We start from the raw sequence: 17,481 nt of genomic DNA on the forward strand, positions 1-17,481 counted from the left end.
AACGCGAGAGATGGCATCCACTGCCTGACTGAAATGCATAAAAAAATCCGGAACCCTTAACATGGATTCCGGATTTTCTCTTGCCTGATCAGCAAGTTAAAGAGCTTAACTGATCGGCATTACACCTTCGGGTGCGTTTTTTGTTTCTGCTCTTGCCATAGCCGCCGCCGGCAGCCCCCGCCTGCTTTAACAATCTCACCCGACGCGCGCGGGAGCCACTGCCTCGGTCATTTAGACGCGACCAGTGCCATATCTGACGAACAGTAAATCTAAGATTTCAAGACAACGTAATAGTGATTAGCAAGATCAAAACTTATTTTTGATTAAAGCTACTCAGGTTACGAGCAAGCCCCATCCATCCCTGCACTATCGCTGATTCCATGAATTAAGGCAGCTACGGGTAAAATCTGGCCAGAAAGGGCACGGGACACGCCGGAACGGAAGATCCGCCCCGGAGCCGGCAGGCGAAGAACGGCCCGAACCACCATCGCCCGGGCAGCACAACCAAAGGTCTGGCTGAGGTCTTGCAGGTCGTACACGCTGGCTATCAGCCCGCCCCTCCCCGGCGGGCATCCCTGCTTTTGGCAGCCATCGCAAAACCACGGCCATGCCGACCGGCCTTCAGCTTGCGTCACAGGCCGGCGAAGGCCGCAGATGGCATATCAGGATGGCGGATCAAGTCATCTGGCTGGCCGTATCAGCAGCCATAGCCGCTGATACGACAGAACGGCCCATGACTGTAGGTGAGATCCACCGGAAACCGGCCAGCCGCATCAAGAGGCTTTGCGTCGCGCCCCTGCAGCGGGACGCCTACTCCGCCGCGTACCGCCTTTGCTGCCTTTCCCTGCCCCCTTGCGTGCTTTGCGCACTGGCGCTTTGACGCCCTGCAGCGCTTCGGGAACCTGCACCTTGGCCTGGGCGATCAATTGGTTCAGGCTGTCGGTCAGCGGTTGCATAAAGCCCTGGTAGCCCAGCTGGCGCTGACTGATACTTTCCAGCTGAGTCTCCCAGCGGGCGGTCATATCGGGCTGACAGGCCTGCTCCGGCAGGCTGTCGATCAGCGCCCGGCCGGCCTCGGTGGACAGGATGCTCTTGCCCTGGCGGATCAGAAAACTGCGCTTGAACAGCAGTTCGATAATGCCGGCCCGGGTCGCCTCGGTACCCAGACCGTCGGTCTCCTTGAGAATCTTGCGCAGCTCGGTGTCCTTGACGAAACGGGCGATGCCGGTCATCGCGGCCAGCAGGCTGGCATCGGTGAAATGTTTCGGCGGCTGGGTCACTTTTTCCAATAACTCGCCCCTGAGGCAGTGCAGCCGGTCCCCCTCCTTCAAGTCCGGCAACAGCTGCTCGGGCGAATCCCCATCCGATGGCTCTTTTTCTTGAGACTTATCCTGCGCTTTGCCGGCCGACGAGCCAAACAACTGCTTCCAGCCGGCCTCAAGGGTCTGGCGCGCCTTGGCGACGAACAGGCCGCCGGCGATCTCAACATCGATACGGCTGTCCCGGTAGCGCCAGGCCGGATAGAACTGGGCCAGGTATTGCCGGGCGATCAGTTCGTAGACTTTCAACTCGGTGGCCGACAAGCGACCGGGATCGAGCTGCTTCTCGGTCGGGATGATGGCGTGGTGGGCATCAACTTTCTTGTTGTTCCAGGCCTTGCTGCGCAGGCTCAGGTCGGCACCGGCCAGCGCCGACTGCAAAGACTCGCAAACCCGGCCGATTGCGGCCGTGACTTTGCCGGCCTGGGCAAAGTGCTCATTCGGCAGATAGCGGCAGTCGGAACGCGGGTAGGTGATCAACTTATGCTTCTCGTACAGCCCCTGGCAGGTATCCAGCACCTGTTTGGCACTGAGGCCGAACCTCTTGGCGGCATCGATCTGCAGCGCCGAAAGGTTATACGGCAGCGGCGCCGCCTGCTGCTTGGGTTTATGGCTGACCGCCGTCACCGTGCCGGGCTGATCGCCGATCCGCCGCACCACGTTCTCCGCCAGCGCCTTGGACAGCACCCGTCCATCTTCATCCTGGTAGGGCCGGCAGGCTTCGCTGGGCTGCCACTTGGCGCGGAACTGCTCGCCGGCTGCGGTCTGCAATACCGCCAATACCTCGTAGAACGGCTTCGGCTCGAACGCCTCGATCTCTCGGTCGCGCCGTACCACCAACCCCAGCACCGGCGTCTGCACCCGGCCGACCGACAGCACGCCGTTGTAGCCGGCCTTGCGGCCCTGAATGGTGTAGGCGCGGGTCATGTTGATACCGTACAGCCAGTCGGCACGAGAGCGGGCCAATGCCGAGGTGGCCAGCGGGATGAAATCGCGGTTATCGCGCAACTGGTTCAATGCCCGGCGCACCGCCGCCGGGTTCAGGTCACTGATCAGGCAGCGCTGAACGCCCTCGCGCTTGGCGCCCTTGACGCCGAGATAGTCGATCACCTCGTCGACCAGCAGCTGCCCCTCGCGATCGGGGTCGCCGGCATGGACCAGCTGATCCGCCTCCTTGACCAGCTTGCGCAGCACCGACAGCTGTTTGCGGGTTTTCGGCTTGGCTTCCAGCTGCCACTGTTCCGGCACGATCGGCAGGTGCTCCAGCTGCCACTGTTTGTAGCGCGGGTCGTAGGCATCCGGCTCGGCCTGCTCCAGCAGATGGCCGATGCACCAGCTGACCACCGTACCATCACCGGCACGGATAAAGCCCTCGCCCTGCTGATGGGGTTTTGGCAGCACCGCGGCGATAGCGCGGCCCAGGCTGGGTTTTTCGGCGATATAGAGAACCATGGCAAACAACTGTATAAATAGACAGTTCTATTTCACCAGAGTCGGCGGCCCATGTGAAGCGGTACAGGGGGATTCTTGTCGCAGTCGGTCAGTTTGAGGATATGTAAAAAAGACCGTTAACGGCGCGGCAGCAGCTTCGGTTTCAGCAACGGTTCGGAGGGGCGACTCCAGATATAGCAGAGCGCGATAATAACGGTCAGCACCACCAGCACTTTCAGTTCCAGCGCGAAGCTGCGGAACAGCAGCGGATAGCCGACCATCAGCAGCATCATGGTGGTCGACAGGCACTTCACCTTTAACGGGATCACGCCGTAGGCTTCCCAGTCGCGGATCAGCGGGCCGAACCAGCGGTGGGCCAGCAATCTGCGATGCAAACGCTGCGAGCTACGGGCGAAACACCAGGCCGCCACCAGCACGAACGGTGTGGTCGGTAGCAGCGGCAGCAATACGCCGATCAAGCCGAGCAGCAATGCTGCAAAACCACCACTGATATAAAGCACTCGTTTCATCGGATCGCCCTTTTCAGAGTCCGCCGGCCAACTAACCCTGCTGCCAGTATAGAGCCAATGTCAGCCGCCTTAAATCACCTTAGCAGGTGTAGCGACCGCTACCAACGCCACAAGGCATCCAGGCAAAACAAGAGGTCAACACTGGCGAGCGCCGGGCGAAGCCGCGATAATCGGCTGCTCTCGCATCAACACAGCCACAGGAACCCGATTCATGACCCTGCAGGATTTTCTAAGCCGTATTGGCCAGGACGACAGCCTGGACTTCGAACAGACCATGGCGCTAATCGCCGAACACTACGACTACCAGCCGACCGGCTTCCAGAACGGCGAGCTTCGTAACGAGGCCGGCCAGAACGAAGGCAGCTGCAAGATCTTCGCCTTCGCCCAACTGAACGACCTGGATGAAACTCGCACCCTGGCCTGTTTCGGCCGCTTCTACCGGGATGTGCTGGCCACTCCGGAGGGCAACGACCACGGCAATATCCGCAACTTCATGCGTCATGGCTGGAGCGGCATCCAGTTCGACGGCACGGCACTGGTCGCCAAGAGTTAAGCCTCGGGTCCCCAGCAGGGACCGCCGGGCGGCTGCAGCTCGGTAGAATTTCTGTCTTGTCCCGATCCTGCCGAGTCGCGGTCAACTCACAACTTCCAACTGGCGACTGCAAAAAAAAACCGGAGCCTACAGGGCTCCGGTTTTTTTGTAGCGGCAAGCAGGCTTACGCCAGTCGGTCGTCGGCAACCTTGTAGCTCGGGTCTTCGATCAGGTTGACCTCCACCAAGCTGCCGGCCTTCTCCAGCAGCGAGCGACACTCGCCGCTCAGGTGGCGGAAGTGCAGCGTCTTGCCTGCTTTTTGGTAACGATCAGCCAAGGCATCGATCGCTTCCAGTCCAGAATGATCCATCACTCGGCTGCTGGCGAAGTCGACAATCACTTCATTCGGGTCGTTACGCGGATCGAACCGGTCACGGAACGCCTGGATCGAACCGAAGAACAACGGGCCGTGCGGCAGGTAGATCTTGATACCGTTGTCCTCACGCACTTCGAAGTGCATATGCTTGGCGTGCTTCCAGGCGAATACCAGCGCGGACATGATCACGCCCACTACCACGGCGATGGCCAGGTCCTGCCACACGGTGACCGCGGTCACGGCGATAACGACCAGCAGGTCGGACTTGGGCACCTTGCCGATCAGACGGAAGCTGGCCCATTCGAAGGTACCGATCACCACGATGAACATCACCCCGACCAGCGCCGCCACCGGAATCATCTCGATCAGGCTGGAGCCGAACAGGATAAAGGTCAGCAGGAACAGCGCGGCGGAGATACCCGAGGCGCGGCCCAAACCGCCGGAGTTGATGTTGATCATGCTCTGGCCGATCATCGCGCAGCCGCCCATGCCGCCGAAGAAGCCGGTCACCACGTTGGCAACGCCCTGGCCCACGCACTCCTTGTTGCCGCGGCCACGGGTTTCGGTGATCTCGTCAATCAGGGTCAGCGTCAGCAGCGATTCGATCAGGCCGATCGCGGCCAGAATCAGCGCATAGGGTACGATGACTCGCAGGGTTTCCATATTGATCTCGACCATCGGGATATGGAACTGCGGCAGACCGCCGGCGATGGTCGCCATCGGATCGCCGGTCATATCACGCAGCACGTCCTGCACGGTACGCGCATCCAGGTCCAGTCCGATCACGATGGCCGTTACGGTCAGGATCGCCGCCAGGGACGATGGAATCGCCTTGGTGATCTTCGGCAGGAAATGGATGATCGCCATGGTCAACGCGATCAGCCCCAGCATCAGGAACATGTCGTTGCCCTGCAGCCACTGCAGCTGGCCGTTCTCGCCGGTGAACTGGAACTGCTTGAACTGCGCCATGAAGATAACGATCGCCAGACCGTTGACGAAGCCCAACATCACCGGATGCGGCACCATGCGGATGAACTTGCCGAGCCGGAACACACCGGCCAGGATCTGGAAGATCCCCATCAGCACCACGGTGGCGAACAGGTACTCGACGCCATGCTGGGCCACCAACGACACCATCACCACCGCCAGCGCACCGGTTGCGCCGGAGATCATCCCCGGACGGCCACCGATGGCGGAAGTAATCAGGCCAACCATGAAAGCAGCGTACAAACCGACCAGCGGTTCAACGCCTGCCACAAATGCGAAAGCCACCGCTTCCGGAACCAGCGCCAGGGCGACGGTGAGACCTGACAGCAGATCCGCTTTCATGCTTTGTGTACGGGAAACTAACAGTTGAAACATCCAACCCCTCAATGAACGACGTGGGCCGAATTCGATCGCCCCGGATTCTTGATCCAGATCAATGGAATTCACCCCTGCTTAAAAAACGCGCAAGTATACCAGAAGCGGGTGAAAGAGTTCGAAGGGAATTGGTAGTTTCCCAGCGGACAGCGGACAGCGGACAGCGGACAGCGGACAGCGGACAGCGGACAGCGGACAGCGGACAGCGGACAGCGGACAGCGGTTTATCGGTTGGCACCGCCCCTCTGTCAACTCAAAACTGTTAACTATCAAACTGTTTACTTACAACTCACCTGCCAACCGCTCGGCACCAGCGTTGGCGCAGTTGGTCCAGGTTGTGGGCAGCCAGGTCTTTGGCCAGTACGCGCAGGTCATCGGAGACCTGTGCCGGGAATTGCGGCTGCAGTTGCAGCAGATTACGAAATGCCGGCGGCAGGTGGTGACCGTGGCGCACCATGCCGCCGTCGGGGTCGGGCACCAGGTACAACAAGCGGCCGATGCCGCTGAGCAACACCCGGCCGAGGCACATCGGACAGGGTTCCAGTGAGACTATCAGGGTCAGCGACTGGCGTTGCAACGGTTCGGGGTAGTCGGCTTCGAAACGGTCCAGCAGTTCCATCTCGGCATGGCGCGAACTGTGAAAACCCTCGCTGAACACTCGGTTATAGCCTTCGCAGATCGGTTCGCCCCGCTCGTCCAGCAACAGCGCACCGATACCGTAGCTACCTTCTCGCAGGGCCTGTAGGGCCAGCTCACAGCAGTGTTTACCAGCCCGTTCGTGAGGATACTGCCGGTCGACCGGATGGATATTAAGGCGTGCCTGCAAGCTGTCCAATGACATCTGGATCACTCCTGTTCAAGCGGACCGCCCGTCACTCCTCGCCCTGACCACGGGCGCGGTACTGCTTCGGGGTCAGCCCGAAACGCTCCTTGAAAGCGGTAATGAAGTTGGCGCTGCTGCGGTAGCCGATCCGCTCGGCTATCGATTGCAGCGGCATCTCGGTGTCTTCCAGCCACTCGCAGGCGTACTGCAAGCGGCGTTCACGCAGGAAGCTGAACACCGTCATCCCCAGCCGCTCCTTGAACAGCCGGTTCAGAGTCTGCTCGTTGGTACCGATCTGGTGGGCCAGGTCGGCCAGTGCCGGTGGCGCTGCTACCGACTGCTCCAGAATATCGACCGCCGCCGAGATCAGCTCCTGTTCCCTATCGCCCCCTTCCAGCCCCGGCGGCTCGCCCGCCGGGACAGCCAGCCGAATGCGGCGCGACATCTCCAGGTGCAGGCCGATCCGGGCATAAAGCTCTTCGGCGAAATAGGGCTTGGTCACATAGTCGACCGCGCCGACCTCGAACCCCCGTACCCGCTCTTCGGCACGGTCCGCCGCCGACAGGAAGATCACCGGTATATGACGACAGCCGGGATCCCGCTTCAGCTCGCTGCAGACCTGGTAGCCGTCCATACCGGGCATCCGCACATCCAACAGGATCAACTCCGGCTGCAACAGCCGCGCCTGGGCCAGGGCCAGTTGGCCATCCTGGCACGCCAGAACTTCCAACGGGCGCCGGATCAACAGCCCCTGCAACAGCTTCAGCTGCTGCGGCTCATCATCCACAATCAGTATTCGAGCCAATCCGCTCTCCATAACCTTTCCTCAGTGCATCCGTTGCTACCGATGCCAATCAGATAACAATGCCGGTCAGAGCACCGTAAAGCCAGCGTAAAAATTACCTATCTTTGCGCGCCATTTCACCTGCTTCGACGGTATATTCATTCAATAAAGGCAATGCTGTCAGGTGACAGGGCCAGCCATCGGCTGCCGTAATCGCCGATGCCTAGAACAGACTCAGCTGCTCGCCCTGCACCGGCCGCTGGTCGGACAGCCGATAGCCCAACCCCAGCAAGCGCACCGGCTTTTCGCCCCGCCCCCAGGCTTCGGCCAGCAGCCGTTCAAAATGTTCCGGCTGTACTTCGCCGACAGCCTGCTCCGCGGTGGTCTGGCTGAAGTCGTGGAACTTGATCTTGACCACCGCACCGCTGATCGAGTGCCTGTCACGCAGTTTCTGGAACCGCGCCGCCAACTGCTGGCGCAGCATCGGCAACTGGGCGCGGCAACTGGCCAGATCGGGCAGATCCTGCGGGTAGGTATGCTCCACACTGACCGACTTGCGTTCGCGGGAGGTGCGGACCGGCCGATCGTCCCGGCCCCGGCAGACCTCATACAGGCGGGTGCCGAAGCGACCGAACTGGTCGACCAGTTGGGCCAGCGTCTGGCGCTGCAGGTCAGCACAGCTCTCGATACCGAGTCGCTGCAGCCGGGCGGCGGTTTTCTCACCCACCCCATGAATCCGCTTGACCGGCAGTTCGGCAACGAAGGCATCGACCCGCTCTGGCGGAATGACGCAGAGCCCGTCCGGTTTGTTCCAGTCGCTGGCCACCTTGGCCAGGAACTTGTTCGGCGCCACCCCGGCCGACACGGTGATACCGGTCTCGGCCACCACCCGGGCACGGATCTGTTCGGCGATACGGGTCGCGCTGCCCTGACAGAGCTGGCAGTCAGACACATCGAGATAGGCTTCGTCCAATGACAGCGGCTCGATCAGCTCGGTGTACTCGTGGTAGATCGCCATGATCTGCTGCGAAACCCGGCGATACTTCTCCATCTCGCCGGGGATCACCGTCAGCTGTGGGCAGAGCCGCAGCGCCTTGGCGGTCGACTGGGCCGAACGAACCCCAAAGGCACGGGCCGGGTAGTTGCAGGTGGCGATCACGCCGCGCCGCTCGGCACTGCCGCCGATCGCCAACGGAATATCCCGCAGGGCCGGATTGTCCCGCATCTCCACCGCCGCAAAAAAGCAGTCGCAATCCAGATGAATAATCTTCCGCGCCACCGTACCTGCCCAAACCACTGTTTATATATACAGATTCTAACGCCGATCGTACGGACTGCAACGGTTTGGCCAATCTCGCGATCAAATCGCCAACCGGCGAACCAATCGGGGCTATGCTGATCTAACAAGCACGTTCATCAGGGAAATTCCGAGGGGGAACGACCGATGGTCTGGCCAAAAGACGAACTGGGACATACCGACCGCCGCATTCACCGCGACCGGCGCCGCAACGGCGAACGCCGCGAAGAGACCCGCTTCGAACCGGACAAGCCGGAACGGCGCCTGAGCCGCGGCCGGCGCAGCGAAGACCGCGATCCCTGGGTGGAAAAAGGCCGCCAGCAGCAGCTGTAGCCACCGGTCAGATATGACCGGGATTTGATAGGCGCCCCTTGGGCAACATCCGCAGATAGTGCCCAGCCCTGTCGCGGTCGGTACCCAAAGGGCTTGCCAACCTTATCGCGGTCAGAGCCCGCTGCCACAGGGCTCCGTGCTTCGTAGCAGCCGCTCTGCGAATGACACCGCCGAACCTCGCCAATCTGGTCGCGGTCGGCTCCCGCCGTCAGGGGGCGCCAGACGCGCCCTCGGCCCCAGCCAGCGTCATCCGCCGGTCGCTGACCAGCAACTGCTCCATCTGCTCAGCGGGTAACGGTTTGCTGAACAGGTAGCCCTGCATCATCGAACACTGTGCATCGCGCAGGAAACGGGCCTGTTCGATCGTTTCCACCCCCTCGGCGATGATCTCCAGCCCCAGCCCCTGGGCCATGGCGATCACCGACAGCACCAACGCCCGGTCGTCCGGGTCGCTGAGCAGGTCGCAGACGAACGAGCGATCGATCTTCAGGGTATTGAACGGATATTTGCGCAGATAGCTGATCGACGAGTAGCCGGTGCCGAAATCATCGATCGAGAACGCCACCCCGGCGTCGTTGAGCAGGCTGATCTGCTCATCCACCTCCGGCCAGTGGTGCATCAGCAACCGCTCGGTCACCTCCAACTCCACCGCCGTCCCCGGCACCCCGTACCTGTCCAAACGGTCCAGCAGGAACGCCGCCAGCCGGCCGCGCTGAAACTGCTTGGGTGATACGTTGATGGCACAGCGGAAGCCGGCCGGCAACAGCTCGCGCCAGCGGGCATACTGCTGCAACACCCGGTCGATCACCCACTCACCCAGCTCGCTGATCAGGCCGAGATCCTCCGCCAGCGAAATAAAGCGGTCTGGCGGCACCATCCCCAGGCTCGGGCTATGCCAACGCAGCAAGGCTTCGCAACCGACCACCCGGCCGCTGTCCAGCGCCACCACCGGCTGGTAGTGCAGGCTGAGTTCGTTGAACTCCAGCGCCCGCTGCAGATGGCTTTCGATCAGCAGCCGCTGGCGCGCCTGCTCGTTCATCTGGCGGGTAAAGAAGTGGCAGCAGTTGCGACCGCGCTCCTTGGCGGTATACATCGCCGCATCGGCGTTACTGAGCAGGCTCTCGGCGTTGTCACCATCCTGCGGGTAGACCGCCACGCCGATCGAGGCGGTGATCATCAATTCATGGTCGCCGACATAGACCGGCTTGCTGAAGGCCCGCAACAGCCGCTCGGCGACCGCCTCGACCTTCTCCAGCGACGGCATCCGGTCGAGGATAATGACAAACTCGTCGCCGCCGAACCGGGCCACGGTGTCGGTTTCCAGCACCGCGCCCTTCAGCAGTTGGGCGGCCCGCACCAATAGCTGGTCGCCGGCACTGTGGCCGAAGCTGTCGTTGACCCGCTTGAACTGGTCCAGGTCGACGAACATCACCGCCGCATGACGCTGCTTGAGACGCGACGCGGCGATCACCTGCTCCAACCGGTCCAGCGCCAGAATCCGGTTGGGCAGATCGGTGACCGGGTCGTAGTTGGCCTGGTAGGCCAGCTGCGCCTCCTGCGACTTGAGCCGCGAGATATCCTCGTTGATAGAGACATAGTGGGTAACCTGGCCGTCGGCGCCCTTGATCGGCGCGACGCTGGCCAGCTCCCAGAACAGGCTGCCGTCGCGGCGCCGGTTCAGCATCTCGCCCCGCCAGGGCCGGCCCTGGCTCAGCGCCTGGCGCATCTCCCGGTAGACGCGCCGCTCGGAGCCGTACTTGAGCATCGTCGGCGTCTGGCCGCAGACCTCGTCGAGCCGGTAGCCGGTGGTCTGTTCGAAGGCCGGGTTGACGTATTCGATCCGCCCCTGCCGGTCGGTGATCAGCACCGATGCCGGGCTCTGTTCCACCGCCGTCGACAGCTGACGCAGCCGGGTGTCCGTCGCCATCTGCTCGGTCACATCGGTCAGGAAACCGATAAAACCCTGCACCTGGCCGTCCTCATCCAGGATATAGTTCAGGGTAATATCCAATTCGCGGTAGCCCCCCTGGCGGGTCCGTGCCCGGCGCCGGTAGGATTCGACGTGGGGCTTCTCGTCCAGCAGCCGCCGGAACAGCTGCTCGACCTCCGGCCACTGGTCCGCCGGCACCACATCGCGCACGCTGCGACCGTACAGCTCCCCTTCGCCGTAGCCGTACAGCTGTTCGGCAACGCTGTTGACGTAGACGAAGCGCAGCTCCTTGTCGACCTGGGTGATGCCGTAGGGGCAGGCGGCGATCAGCCGGTGCTGGCGGTGTTCCGACTCGTACACCAGCCGCTGGCTACGGGTCAGTTCGGTAATATCGTGGCTGACGCCGAAGATCCGGCGCAGCTGACCGTCGCCGTCGTACCTCGGCTCGGCCTGGGAGCGCACCCAACGGGTCTGGCCATCGGGCAGCAGGATGCGGTGGGTGAAGGTATAGGGATCGCCGCCCTGTTCGCCGATCTCGATCGCCCGGCGGACATAGTCGCGATCTTCCGGGTGAATCCGGCTGATGGTCTCGCTGCGCGGCACCTCACCATCGACCGGCCGCAGCTGGTAGAGGCAGGCCATCTGCTCGGACACCCGCACCATCTGACGCTCGATATCGACCACCCAGCTGCCCAGCCGGGCCAGCCGTTCGGCGACGTTCAGTCCCAGTTCGCTGGCCGCCAGCCGGTCTTCGGCAATCTGCCGCTCCAGCTCGACCGCCACCCGCTGGGCGATAAATTTCAGCAGCACCTGATGACCGTCGGACATCTGCATCGGACGACGCGACAACAGCACGATCACTCCCAACGGGCCATCCCTACTGTCAGCCAGCGGAAAACCGAGATAGCTCTCCACCTGCAGCCGCTGCAGGTCGATATCCCCAGGGAATTGCCGCCGCACATCGCTGGCAAAAAAACAGGGTTGCTTGCCCAGCACCTGTTCACAGGGGGTGCCGGCCAGGCTGTAGCGGAACGGTGGATGGTGGGCGCCGTCGAGCCAGAACGAGCGGGTCAGCATATGGCCGGGATAGTTGCTGTCGACCTCCGCCACCAGCGCGGCATCCAGCTGCAGGCTCTCGCACAGGGATTCGGTCAGCCGGTCCAGGAAGTCCGCCCCTTGCGCCTGGGATACGCTGGCGACGATCGGCTCGAGGGCCTGTTCGACGCAGTGCTGATCGGTGTGGTCGTTGAACACCAGCCACTGCAGGCTGCCACCCTCGATCAGCGGCAGCTCCGAGCGCAGCAGTTCGCAGTGGCGCAGCTGACCGCTGCCACCGCGCAGGGTCAGCTCGGCACGCTGCGGCCCCTCGGCGGCCAATACCCCCTCGGCCAGCCCCAGCTGCGCCTCCCAGTGCGCCAGCCGATCGTCCGCCAGCCACTGCCAACCGATCAGCCGGTGCCAGCCGGCACTGGCCTGTAGCACCCGGTCCTGCTGTAGCAGCAGCATCGGCACCGGCGCCAGCGCAACCATCGCCCGTGCGCTGTCCAGCTGTACGGCATCCATGCGGCTATATGCAGTCAAAATCGGCCTCTACTCCCTGAGTTAGCGAAAAAGTAATAAATAAAGCTGACAACCGAGCTTAAAAAAATCAGCCGGCTTGGTCATCACTAGATATGATTACCTCATGCATCTCCAGCTGCCCCGGCTGGCTGAACGCCTCCTTCGGCAGCGGGTTGGCATGGGCGCGGCGGAAATCTTCGCTACCGACCCAGTTATCGAATGCCGCCCGGTCCTGCCAGCGGGTCTGCACCACATAGGGCGCGCCCTCCTTGGCCGGCTGCATCACGCACATCTCGACAAAGCCCGGCTGCTGGTCGATCTGCCCCAGCCGGGCACGGAAACGCCGCTCGAACTCTTCACAATACCCGGCGGCCACAAAAACCCGGTTCGATACCACAAACATCTGATCTGCCTCCCTACCACGCCTTACTGTCACCAACCCGTCATCTGGCGGTCAAGCGCTGGTCACAAAACGCTCATAGATTCTTAACGCATACTCTCCCTTGCCGAATACAAAATCGCAATGAACGAAATCAGCGTCGAAAAGGTCCTCGTAAACAAGTATCCGACCTTCGCCGAAAAACCGGCCCCGATCAAGAACTCCACCCTGTTTCTGCTGCGCAGGCTGATCCGCGAGAACGAGATCAACCGGTTCCTCGACGAACATCGTAATGTCGCCGGCTTCGAATTCATCGACCGGGTGCTGGATCACTTCAACTTCACCTTCAGCATGAGCAACCGCGACCGGATGAACATCCCCTCCTCCGGCCGGGTGCTGATCGTCGCCAACCACCCGTTCGGTGCGCTGGACGGCCTGGCCTTGCTGAAACTGGTCGGCGAAGTGCGCCGCGACGTCAGGATCGTCGCCAACGACGTGCTGATGCACTTCGACCAGCTCCGCTCGCTGTTCCTGCCGGTCGACAACCTGGGCAAGAGCACCCGCAAGCGCGATATCGAGCGTATCGTGCAGAGCCTGCAGAATGAAGAGGCGGTGATCGTGTTCCCGGCCGGCGAAGTCTCCCGCGCCGGCTTCACCGGCATCAAGGACGGCAAATGGAACAGCGGCTTCATCCGCTTCGCCCGCAAGGCCAACGCGCCGATCCTGCCGGTCTACCTGGGCGGCAAGAACAGCTCGCTGTTCTACGGCGTCTCCTACCTGAACCGCAACCTGTCGTCGCTGCTGCTGGCACGCGAGATGTTCAACAAGTACGCCTGCACCCTGCCGGTCAAGGTCGGCGAGCCGATCCCGTTCAGCCAGCTGGACAGCATCCCGGTGTCCAACCAGGAGAAGGCCAAGCTGCTGAAGAAGCATCTGTACCGGATCGCCAAAGACCGCAAACCGCTGTTCATCACCGAGAAGACCATCGCCCACCCGCAGGACCGCCAGGCCCTGAAGCAGGAGCTGCGCGATTCCGAGCTGCTCGGCGAGACCGGCGACGGCAAGAAGATCTACCTGTTCGATTACCGCTCCGACTCGGCGGTGATGAGCGAGGTCGGCCGACTGCGCGAAATCGCCTTCCGCACCGTCGGCGAAGGCACCGGCGAGAAGAGCGATCTGGACCGCTACGACCACTACTACCGCCACCTGATCCTGTGGGACGACGAGGAGCTGGAGATCGTCGGCGCCTACCGGCTGGCCGAGGTCCACAAGCTGATCGACAGCCCGGAGCAGGGGATCTACAGCGCCAGCCTGTTCAACTACGGCGAACAGATGCGCCCGTACTTCGAACAGGGTATCGAGCTGGGCCGCAGTTTCGTGCAGCCGAAATACTGGGGCAAGCGCAGCCTCGACTACCTCTGGTACGGCATCGGCGCCTACCTGCGCAAGCATCCGCAGATCCGCTACATGTTCGGCCCGGTCAGCCTGTCCAACACCTATCCGAAACGGGCCAAGGACCTGCTGATCTGGTTCTACCGCCACTACTTCGCCGACCGGGAGTACCTGGCCAAGTCGTTCACCCCCTACCAGATGGACCCGGCCACCACCGCCGAGCTGGCCAGGACCTTCCGCGGCGACGATTACAAGGAGGACTTCCGCACCCTGAAGGAGCAGCTGGAGTTCCTCGGCGTCAGCGTGCCGACGCTATACAAGCAGTACAGCGAGTTGTGCACCGACGGCGGCGTACGCTTCCTGGATTTCGGCGTCGATGCCGACTTCAACTACTGCGTCGACGGCCTGGTGCTGGTTGACATGGACTACGTCAAGCCGAAGAAGCGGACCCGTTACGTCGGCAGCGACCAGCCGGCCCGGCTGGAAGCTCCGGCCGAAAGTGCCTGAAACTCAGTAACGGTTAGCCAGCACGAAAACCAGATTAGTGGTTGACGCCGGGGGCCGCTTTAGAGAAGGGGCTCCGGCCGGGCAGGTTCGGCCGCGACCTTACCCGAGCAAGAATTTAACCTGACGCTCACCCACGAAATGGGCTGCATCGACCGCTCGGTCAGTCGCCGCGACCAGCGGTGGGCACCTCCATCACCTGACGCTGTCTCTATACTTGTCGTGAGAGTCCCGATTCAATCTGCCGAACCCCGCAGGCGACCGACATGAGCAAAGAGCGATCCCCCAGCGTACGTCCCACCTCCAGCCACCAGGAGATCGAGACGTTTATCGAACAGGTCAACCGGACCCCGGCGGTGATCACGCCGGGCCAGCAGGGCCGCCTGCTGTTCGCCCTCGACGCCACCCTGAGCCGGCAGCCGACCTGGGACCATGCCTGCCACCTGCAAAGCGAGATGTTCATGGCCACCCGGGATATCGGCGGCCTGCTGATCCAGCTCTGCTACTACCGCGGCTTCGGTGAATTCGAGACCACCCCCTGGCTGGCCGACAGCCAGGCCCTGCTGGAGCGGATGAACGGCGTCAGCTGCAAGGCCGGCCACACCCAGATCGAGCGGGTGCTGTACCATGCACTCAGTGAAACCCGCACGAAAAAGGTGCAGGCGGTGGTGTTTATCGGCGATTGCGTCGAGGAGGATGTCAAACGGCTCTGTGCCCTGGCCGGCGAACTGGGCATGCTGGGTACCCCGGTGTTCATGTTCCAGGAAGGCAACGAACTGGTCGCCAAGCGCACCTACAAACAGATCGCCCAGCTGTCCGGCGGCGCCTACAGCAGCTTCGATAACGCCAGCGCCAAGGTGCTGAAGGATCTGCTGGCCGCCGTGGCGGTCTACGCCAGCGGCGGCCGCCGGGCGTTGGAGGATTTCGCCCGACGCAAACAGGGCGAGGTGCTGCGGCTAACCCGGCAGCTGTCCCGCTAGGCAACTCCGCGCCCCTGCCAACTGGTCGGGAACTCCCGCTGTCGGCGTGTTACTAATAGCTGTACGCTGTCTCATCGGCCGTGGTTGTATGCGGCAGCTTTCAACCTGATTCTCAGGCTGCAAATTAAAGGAGTGAACACTTGCATCCTCTGGGCTTGATACTACTGGGCACCATCACCCTGCTGGGTATGCTCTGGCTGCGCTCACAACCGCGCAAGCAGCGTCGCGCCGCCAGCCTGAAGCTGATCATGATCCTGCTGATGCTGGGGCTGCTGTACCTGGCGATCACCGGCCGGCTGCACTGGCTCGGCGCCCTGGTGGCAGCGCTGCTGCCCTTTACCCGTCGACTGCTTCCGCTGCTGCGTTATCTGCCGCTGGTCGGTAACCTCTACCGCCAGCACCAACAGCAGAAGCAGTACCAACAGCAGGCTGGCGGCAACCGCTCCGAGATCCAGACCCGCATTCTGCAGATGACCTTGGACCACGATTCCGGCGTGATGTATGGCCTGATCACCGAGGGCCCGTTACGCGGCCGCGAGCTGGGCGAGTTGGAGGAGCAGGAGTTCCTGCAGCTGTTGCACTACTGCCGCCAGCGGGACGAGGAGTCGACACGGGTGCTGGAAGCCTACCTGGATAAGCGGTTCGGCGATCGCTGGCGGGCCGACGATCATCAAAGCCAGCAGCCGCCCAACGACCATGGCAGCAGCGAGATGACCCGCGAGGATGCCTACCAGATTCTCGGGCTCGAGCCCGGTGCCGATCATGACGCCATTGTCGCCGCCCACCGCCGGCTGATGCAGAAAGTCCACCCCGACCGGGGCGGCAGTCACTACCTGGCGGCCCGGATCAATGAAGCCAAGGACCTGCTGCTGAAATCCTGAACCTGCCAAAGCCCCCGTCAACATCTCTCATGGAGGGGGGTAGTACTCCGACGACAAGGGGCCAAGCCAACTCAGTTCGCCCCTCGATTCCCCCCGCAACTGCCAGCGCCGATTGCGGTCGGCGCTGAAGATCAGCAACCGCTGGCCGTTAGACTGCTGCAGCGTCAGCAACAGTTTGTTCTCTCCCAGGGTTTGCCAGCGCCCCCAATACCCCTCCGTAGCGGCCGACACGAGGCTAAGCTCGCCATTGGCGTGCAAAAATGCCTCGACGGGCCGGTCATCCAGCACCAGCCGATAACGCCCGACTAACGAACGGCTCAACAACCGCCCCGCCCGGGCACAACCGCTGCTGCGCTCGCCATTGAGCTGCAGTTCGGCGCGATAGCGGAAGTAGGCCCCACTGGGATCGAAGCAGCCGCCGTCGATCAGTCGCAGTGCCAGCCGGTAGGTCTGACCGGCGACGATCTCGCCCTGCCAGCGCAATTCCGCTTGGCCCATGGCGCGGGCTTCGGCCGGAAACTGCAGCACCCGCCCCTGCCGTGTAAGATGCAGCCGCAGCCGTTGCCGATCGATATCGATCAGCCAGCGGCCGTCGCCGGCCGCCGCCCGGTAGCGCAGCTGCTCCAGGTGCTGATTGCAGAGCGCCGCCGGCCCACCGGCCAGCTCAAGCCGCTCCAGCACCAATTTGTCACCCTCCGGCGGTATTATCGCGCTCAGTTCGGCATACAGGGTTGGCTGTCGGGCAATGCGGGTACCATTTATGCGATCTAACTGACCTGAACGGTCATCGACGATATAGCTTGTCTGCGAGTAACAGGGCGTGAAACGGTAATACCCCTGCTCAGGTACCAGCAACCCTCGGTACAGCTGGCCCTCCGGCAGCGGTGTCTTCTGTTGAGCGATCTGGCAACCGCTCAGCAACCAGCAGATCGTCACAAGGAAGTATTTACAAAAACGGTCAGTCACGTTCGGCGAGTTCTCGTTCCAAAGTATCATCTAATCGTAGTTGCACTTGGTTGTCCCTTCTATAAGGGATACTCAATAATTGGCCGTAATCAAGGAGGTATA

At 62.2% G+C, this 17,481-nt stretch carries 14 protein-coding genes; 5 read left to right on the forward strand and 9 right to left on the reverse strand.

The features are described from left to right. Positions 1-773 precede the first annotated feature (773 nt). Positions 774-2,771: a DNA topoisomerase III gene (locus K6T12_RS17950; RefSeq protein WP_222224257.1), complete on the reverse strand. Its 1,998-nt coding sequence runs from the start codon at positions 2,769-2,771 to the stop codon at positions 774-776. 116 nt (positions 2,772-2,887) lie between these two features. Beyond that, entirely contained in the window at positions 2,888-3,280 is a 393-nt protein-coding gene (locus K6T12_RS17955) for a YbaN family protein (protein WP_222224258.1), read from the reverse strand. Positions 3,281-3,491: 211 nt separating this feature from the next. Here K6T12_RS17955 and K6T12_RS17960 point away from each other — a divergent pair, with 211 nt between their 5' ends. Further along, positions 3,492-3,833: a HopJ type III effector protein gene (locus tag K6T12_RS17960; protein ID WP_222224259.1), complete on the forward strand. Its 342-nt coding sequence runs from the start codon at positions 3,492-3,494 to the stop codon at positions 3,831-3,833. A 163-nt stretch (positions 3,834-3,996) separates the two neighbouring features. Here the strand turns inward: K6T12_RS17960 and K6T12_RS17965 are convergent, their stop codons facing one another. From K6T12_RS17965 to dinB, 4 genes are all read right to left on the reverse strand, one after another. Next, a complete protein-coding gene (locus K6T12_RS17965; RefSeq protein ID WP_222224260.1) occupies positions 3,997-5,550 on the reverse strand; it encodes a SulP family inorganic anion transporter in 1,554 nt (517 codons plus the stop codon). Positions 5,551-5,839: 289 nt separating this feature from the next. Then, positions 5,840-6,391 carry a nucleoside deaminase gene (locus K6T12_RS17970; RefSeq protein WP_222224261.1) on the reverse strand — a complete coding sequence of 184 codons (552 nt, stop codon included), beginning with the start codon at positions 6,389-6,391 and terminating at the stop codon, positions 5,840-5,842. A 31-nt stretch (positions 6,392-6,422) separates the two neighbouring features. Beyond that, positions 6,423-7,178 carry a response regulator transcription factor gene (locus tag K6T12_RS17975; protein WP_222224262.1) on the reverse strand — a complete coding sequence of 252 codons (756 nt, stop codon included), beginning with the start codon at positions 7,176-7,178 and terminating at the stop codon, positions 6,423-6,425. A 202-nt stretch (positions 7,179-7,380) separates the two neighbouring features. Further along, on the reverse strand, positions 7,381-8,436 hold the full coding sequence (dinB, locus tag K6T12_RS17980; protein ID WP_222224263.1) for a DNA polymerase IV: 1,056 nt from the start codon (positions 8,434-8,436) through the stop codon (positions 7,381-7,383). A 165-nt stretch (positions 8,437-8,601) separates the two neighbouring features. Here dinB and K6T12_RS17985 point away from each other — a divergent pair, with 165 nt between their 5' ends. After that, positions 8,602-8,787, forward strand: a complete 186-nt coding sequence (locus K6T12_RS17985; protein WP_222224264.1) for a hypothetical protein — start codon at positions 8,602-8,604, stop codon at positions 8,785-8,787. A gap of 208 nt (positions 8,788-8,995) precedes the next feature. Here the strand turns inward: K6T12_RS17985 and K6T12_RS17990 are convergent, their stop codons facing one another. Both K6T12_RS17990 and K6T12_RS17995 read right to left on the reverse strand, forming a co-directional pair. Next, positions 8,996-12,298, reverse strand: coding sequence for a bifunctional diguanylate cyclase/phosphodiesterase (locus tag K6T12_RS17990; protein WP_222224265.1), 3,303 nt, complete (start codon positions 12,296-12,298; stop codon positions 8,996-8,998). Positions 12,299-12,365: 67 nt separating this feature from the next. Continuing rightward, the gene (locus K6T12_RS17995; protein WP_222224266.1) at positions 12,366-12,680 is read right to left on the reverse strand and encodes an antibiotic biosynthesis monooxygenase family protein; all 315 of its coding nucleotides are present in this window, start codon (positions 12,678-12,680) and stop codon (positions 12,366-12,368) included. 120 nt (positions 12,681-12,800) lie between these two features. On the opposite strand from K6T12_RS17995, the gene K6T12_RS18000 reads away from it, so the two are divergent. From K6T12_RS18000 to K6T12_RS18010, 3 genes are all read left to right on the forward strand, one after another. After that, positions 12,801-14,555 carry a GNAT family N-acyltransferase gene (locus K6T12_RS18000; RefSeq protein ID WP_222224267.1) on the forward strand — a complete coding sequence of 585 codons (1,755 nt, stop codon included), beginning with the start codon at positions 12,801-12,803 and terminating at the stop codon, positions 14,553-14,555. Between the two features lie 263 nt (positions 14,556-14,818). Further along, the gene (locus K6T12_RS18005) at positions 14,819-15,532 is read left to right on the forward strand and encodes a VWA domain-containing protein (RefSeq protein WP_222224268.1); all 714 of its coding nucleotides are present in this window, start codon (positions 14,819-14,821) and stop codon (positions 15,530-15,532) included. A gap of 140 nt (positions 15,533-15,672) precedes the next feature. Beyond that, a complete protein-coding gene (locus K6T12_RS18010) occupies positions 15,673-16,413 on the forward strand; it encodes a DnaJ domain-containing protein (RefSeq protein WP_222224269.1) in 741 nt (246 codons plus the stop codon). 27 nt (positions 16,414-16,440) lie between these two features. Here K6T12_RS18010 and K6T12_RS18015 read toward each other — a convergent pair whose 3' ends face one another. Next, complete coding sequence (locus K6T12_RS18015; RefSeq protein ID WP_222224270.1) at positions 16,441-17,349, reverse strand: hypothetical protein; 909 nt, start codon at positions 17,347-17,349, stop codon at positions 16,441-16,443. Positions 17,350-17,481: the final 132 nt, after the last annotated feature.

It is taken from the genome of Marinobacterium arenosum (genome assembly GCF_019795155.1).
Taxonomy (GTDB): domain Bacteria; phylum Pseudomonadota; class Gammaproteobacteria; order Pseudomonadales; family Balneatricaceae; genus Marinobacterium_C; species Marinobacterium_C arenosum.

Bases quoted from the DNA above. Each gene is read 5' to 3' on its own strand.
- K6T12_RS17950 (WP_222224257.1), bottom strand. From the start codon at position 2,771: ATGGTTCTCTATATCGCCGAAAAACCCAGCCTGGGCCGCGCTATCGCC.
- K6T12_RS17955 (WP_222224258.1), bottom strand. From the start codon at position 3,280: ATGAAACGAGTGCTTTATATCAGTGGTGGTTTTGCAGCATTGCTGCTC.
- K6T12_RS17960 (WP_222224259.1), top strand. From the start codon at position 3,492: ATGACCCTGCAGGATTTTCTAAGCCGTATTGGCCAGGACGACAGCCTG.
- K6T12_RS17965 (WP_222224260.1), bottom strand. From the start codon at position 5,550: ATGTTTCAACTGTTAGTTTCCCGTACACAAAGCATGAAAGCGGATCTG.
- K6T12_RS17970 (WP_222224261.1), bottom strand. From the start codon at position 6,391: ATGTCATTGGACAGCTTGCAGGCACGCCTTAATATCCATCCGGTCGAC.
- K6T12_RS17985 (WP_222224264.1), top strand. From the start codon at position 8,602: ATGGTCTGGCCAAAAGACGAACTGGGACATACCGACCGCCGCATTCAC.
- K6T12_RS17995 (WP_222224266.1), bottom strand. From the start codon at position 12,680: ATGTTTGTGGTATCGAACCGGGTTTTTGTGGCCGCCGGGTATTGTGAA.
- K6T12_RS18000 (WP_222224267.1), top strand. From the start codon at position 12,801: ATGAACGAAATCAGCGTCGAAAAGGTCCTCGTAAACAAGTATCCGACC.
- K6T12_RS18005 (WP_222224268.1), top strand. From the start codon at position 14,819: ATGAGCAAAGAGCGATCCCCCAGCGTACGTCCCACCTCCAGCCACCAG.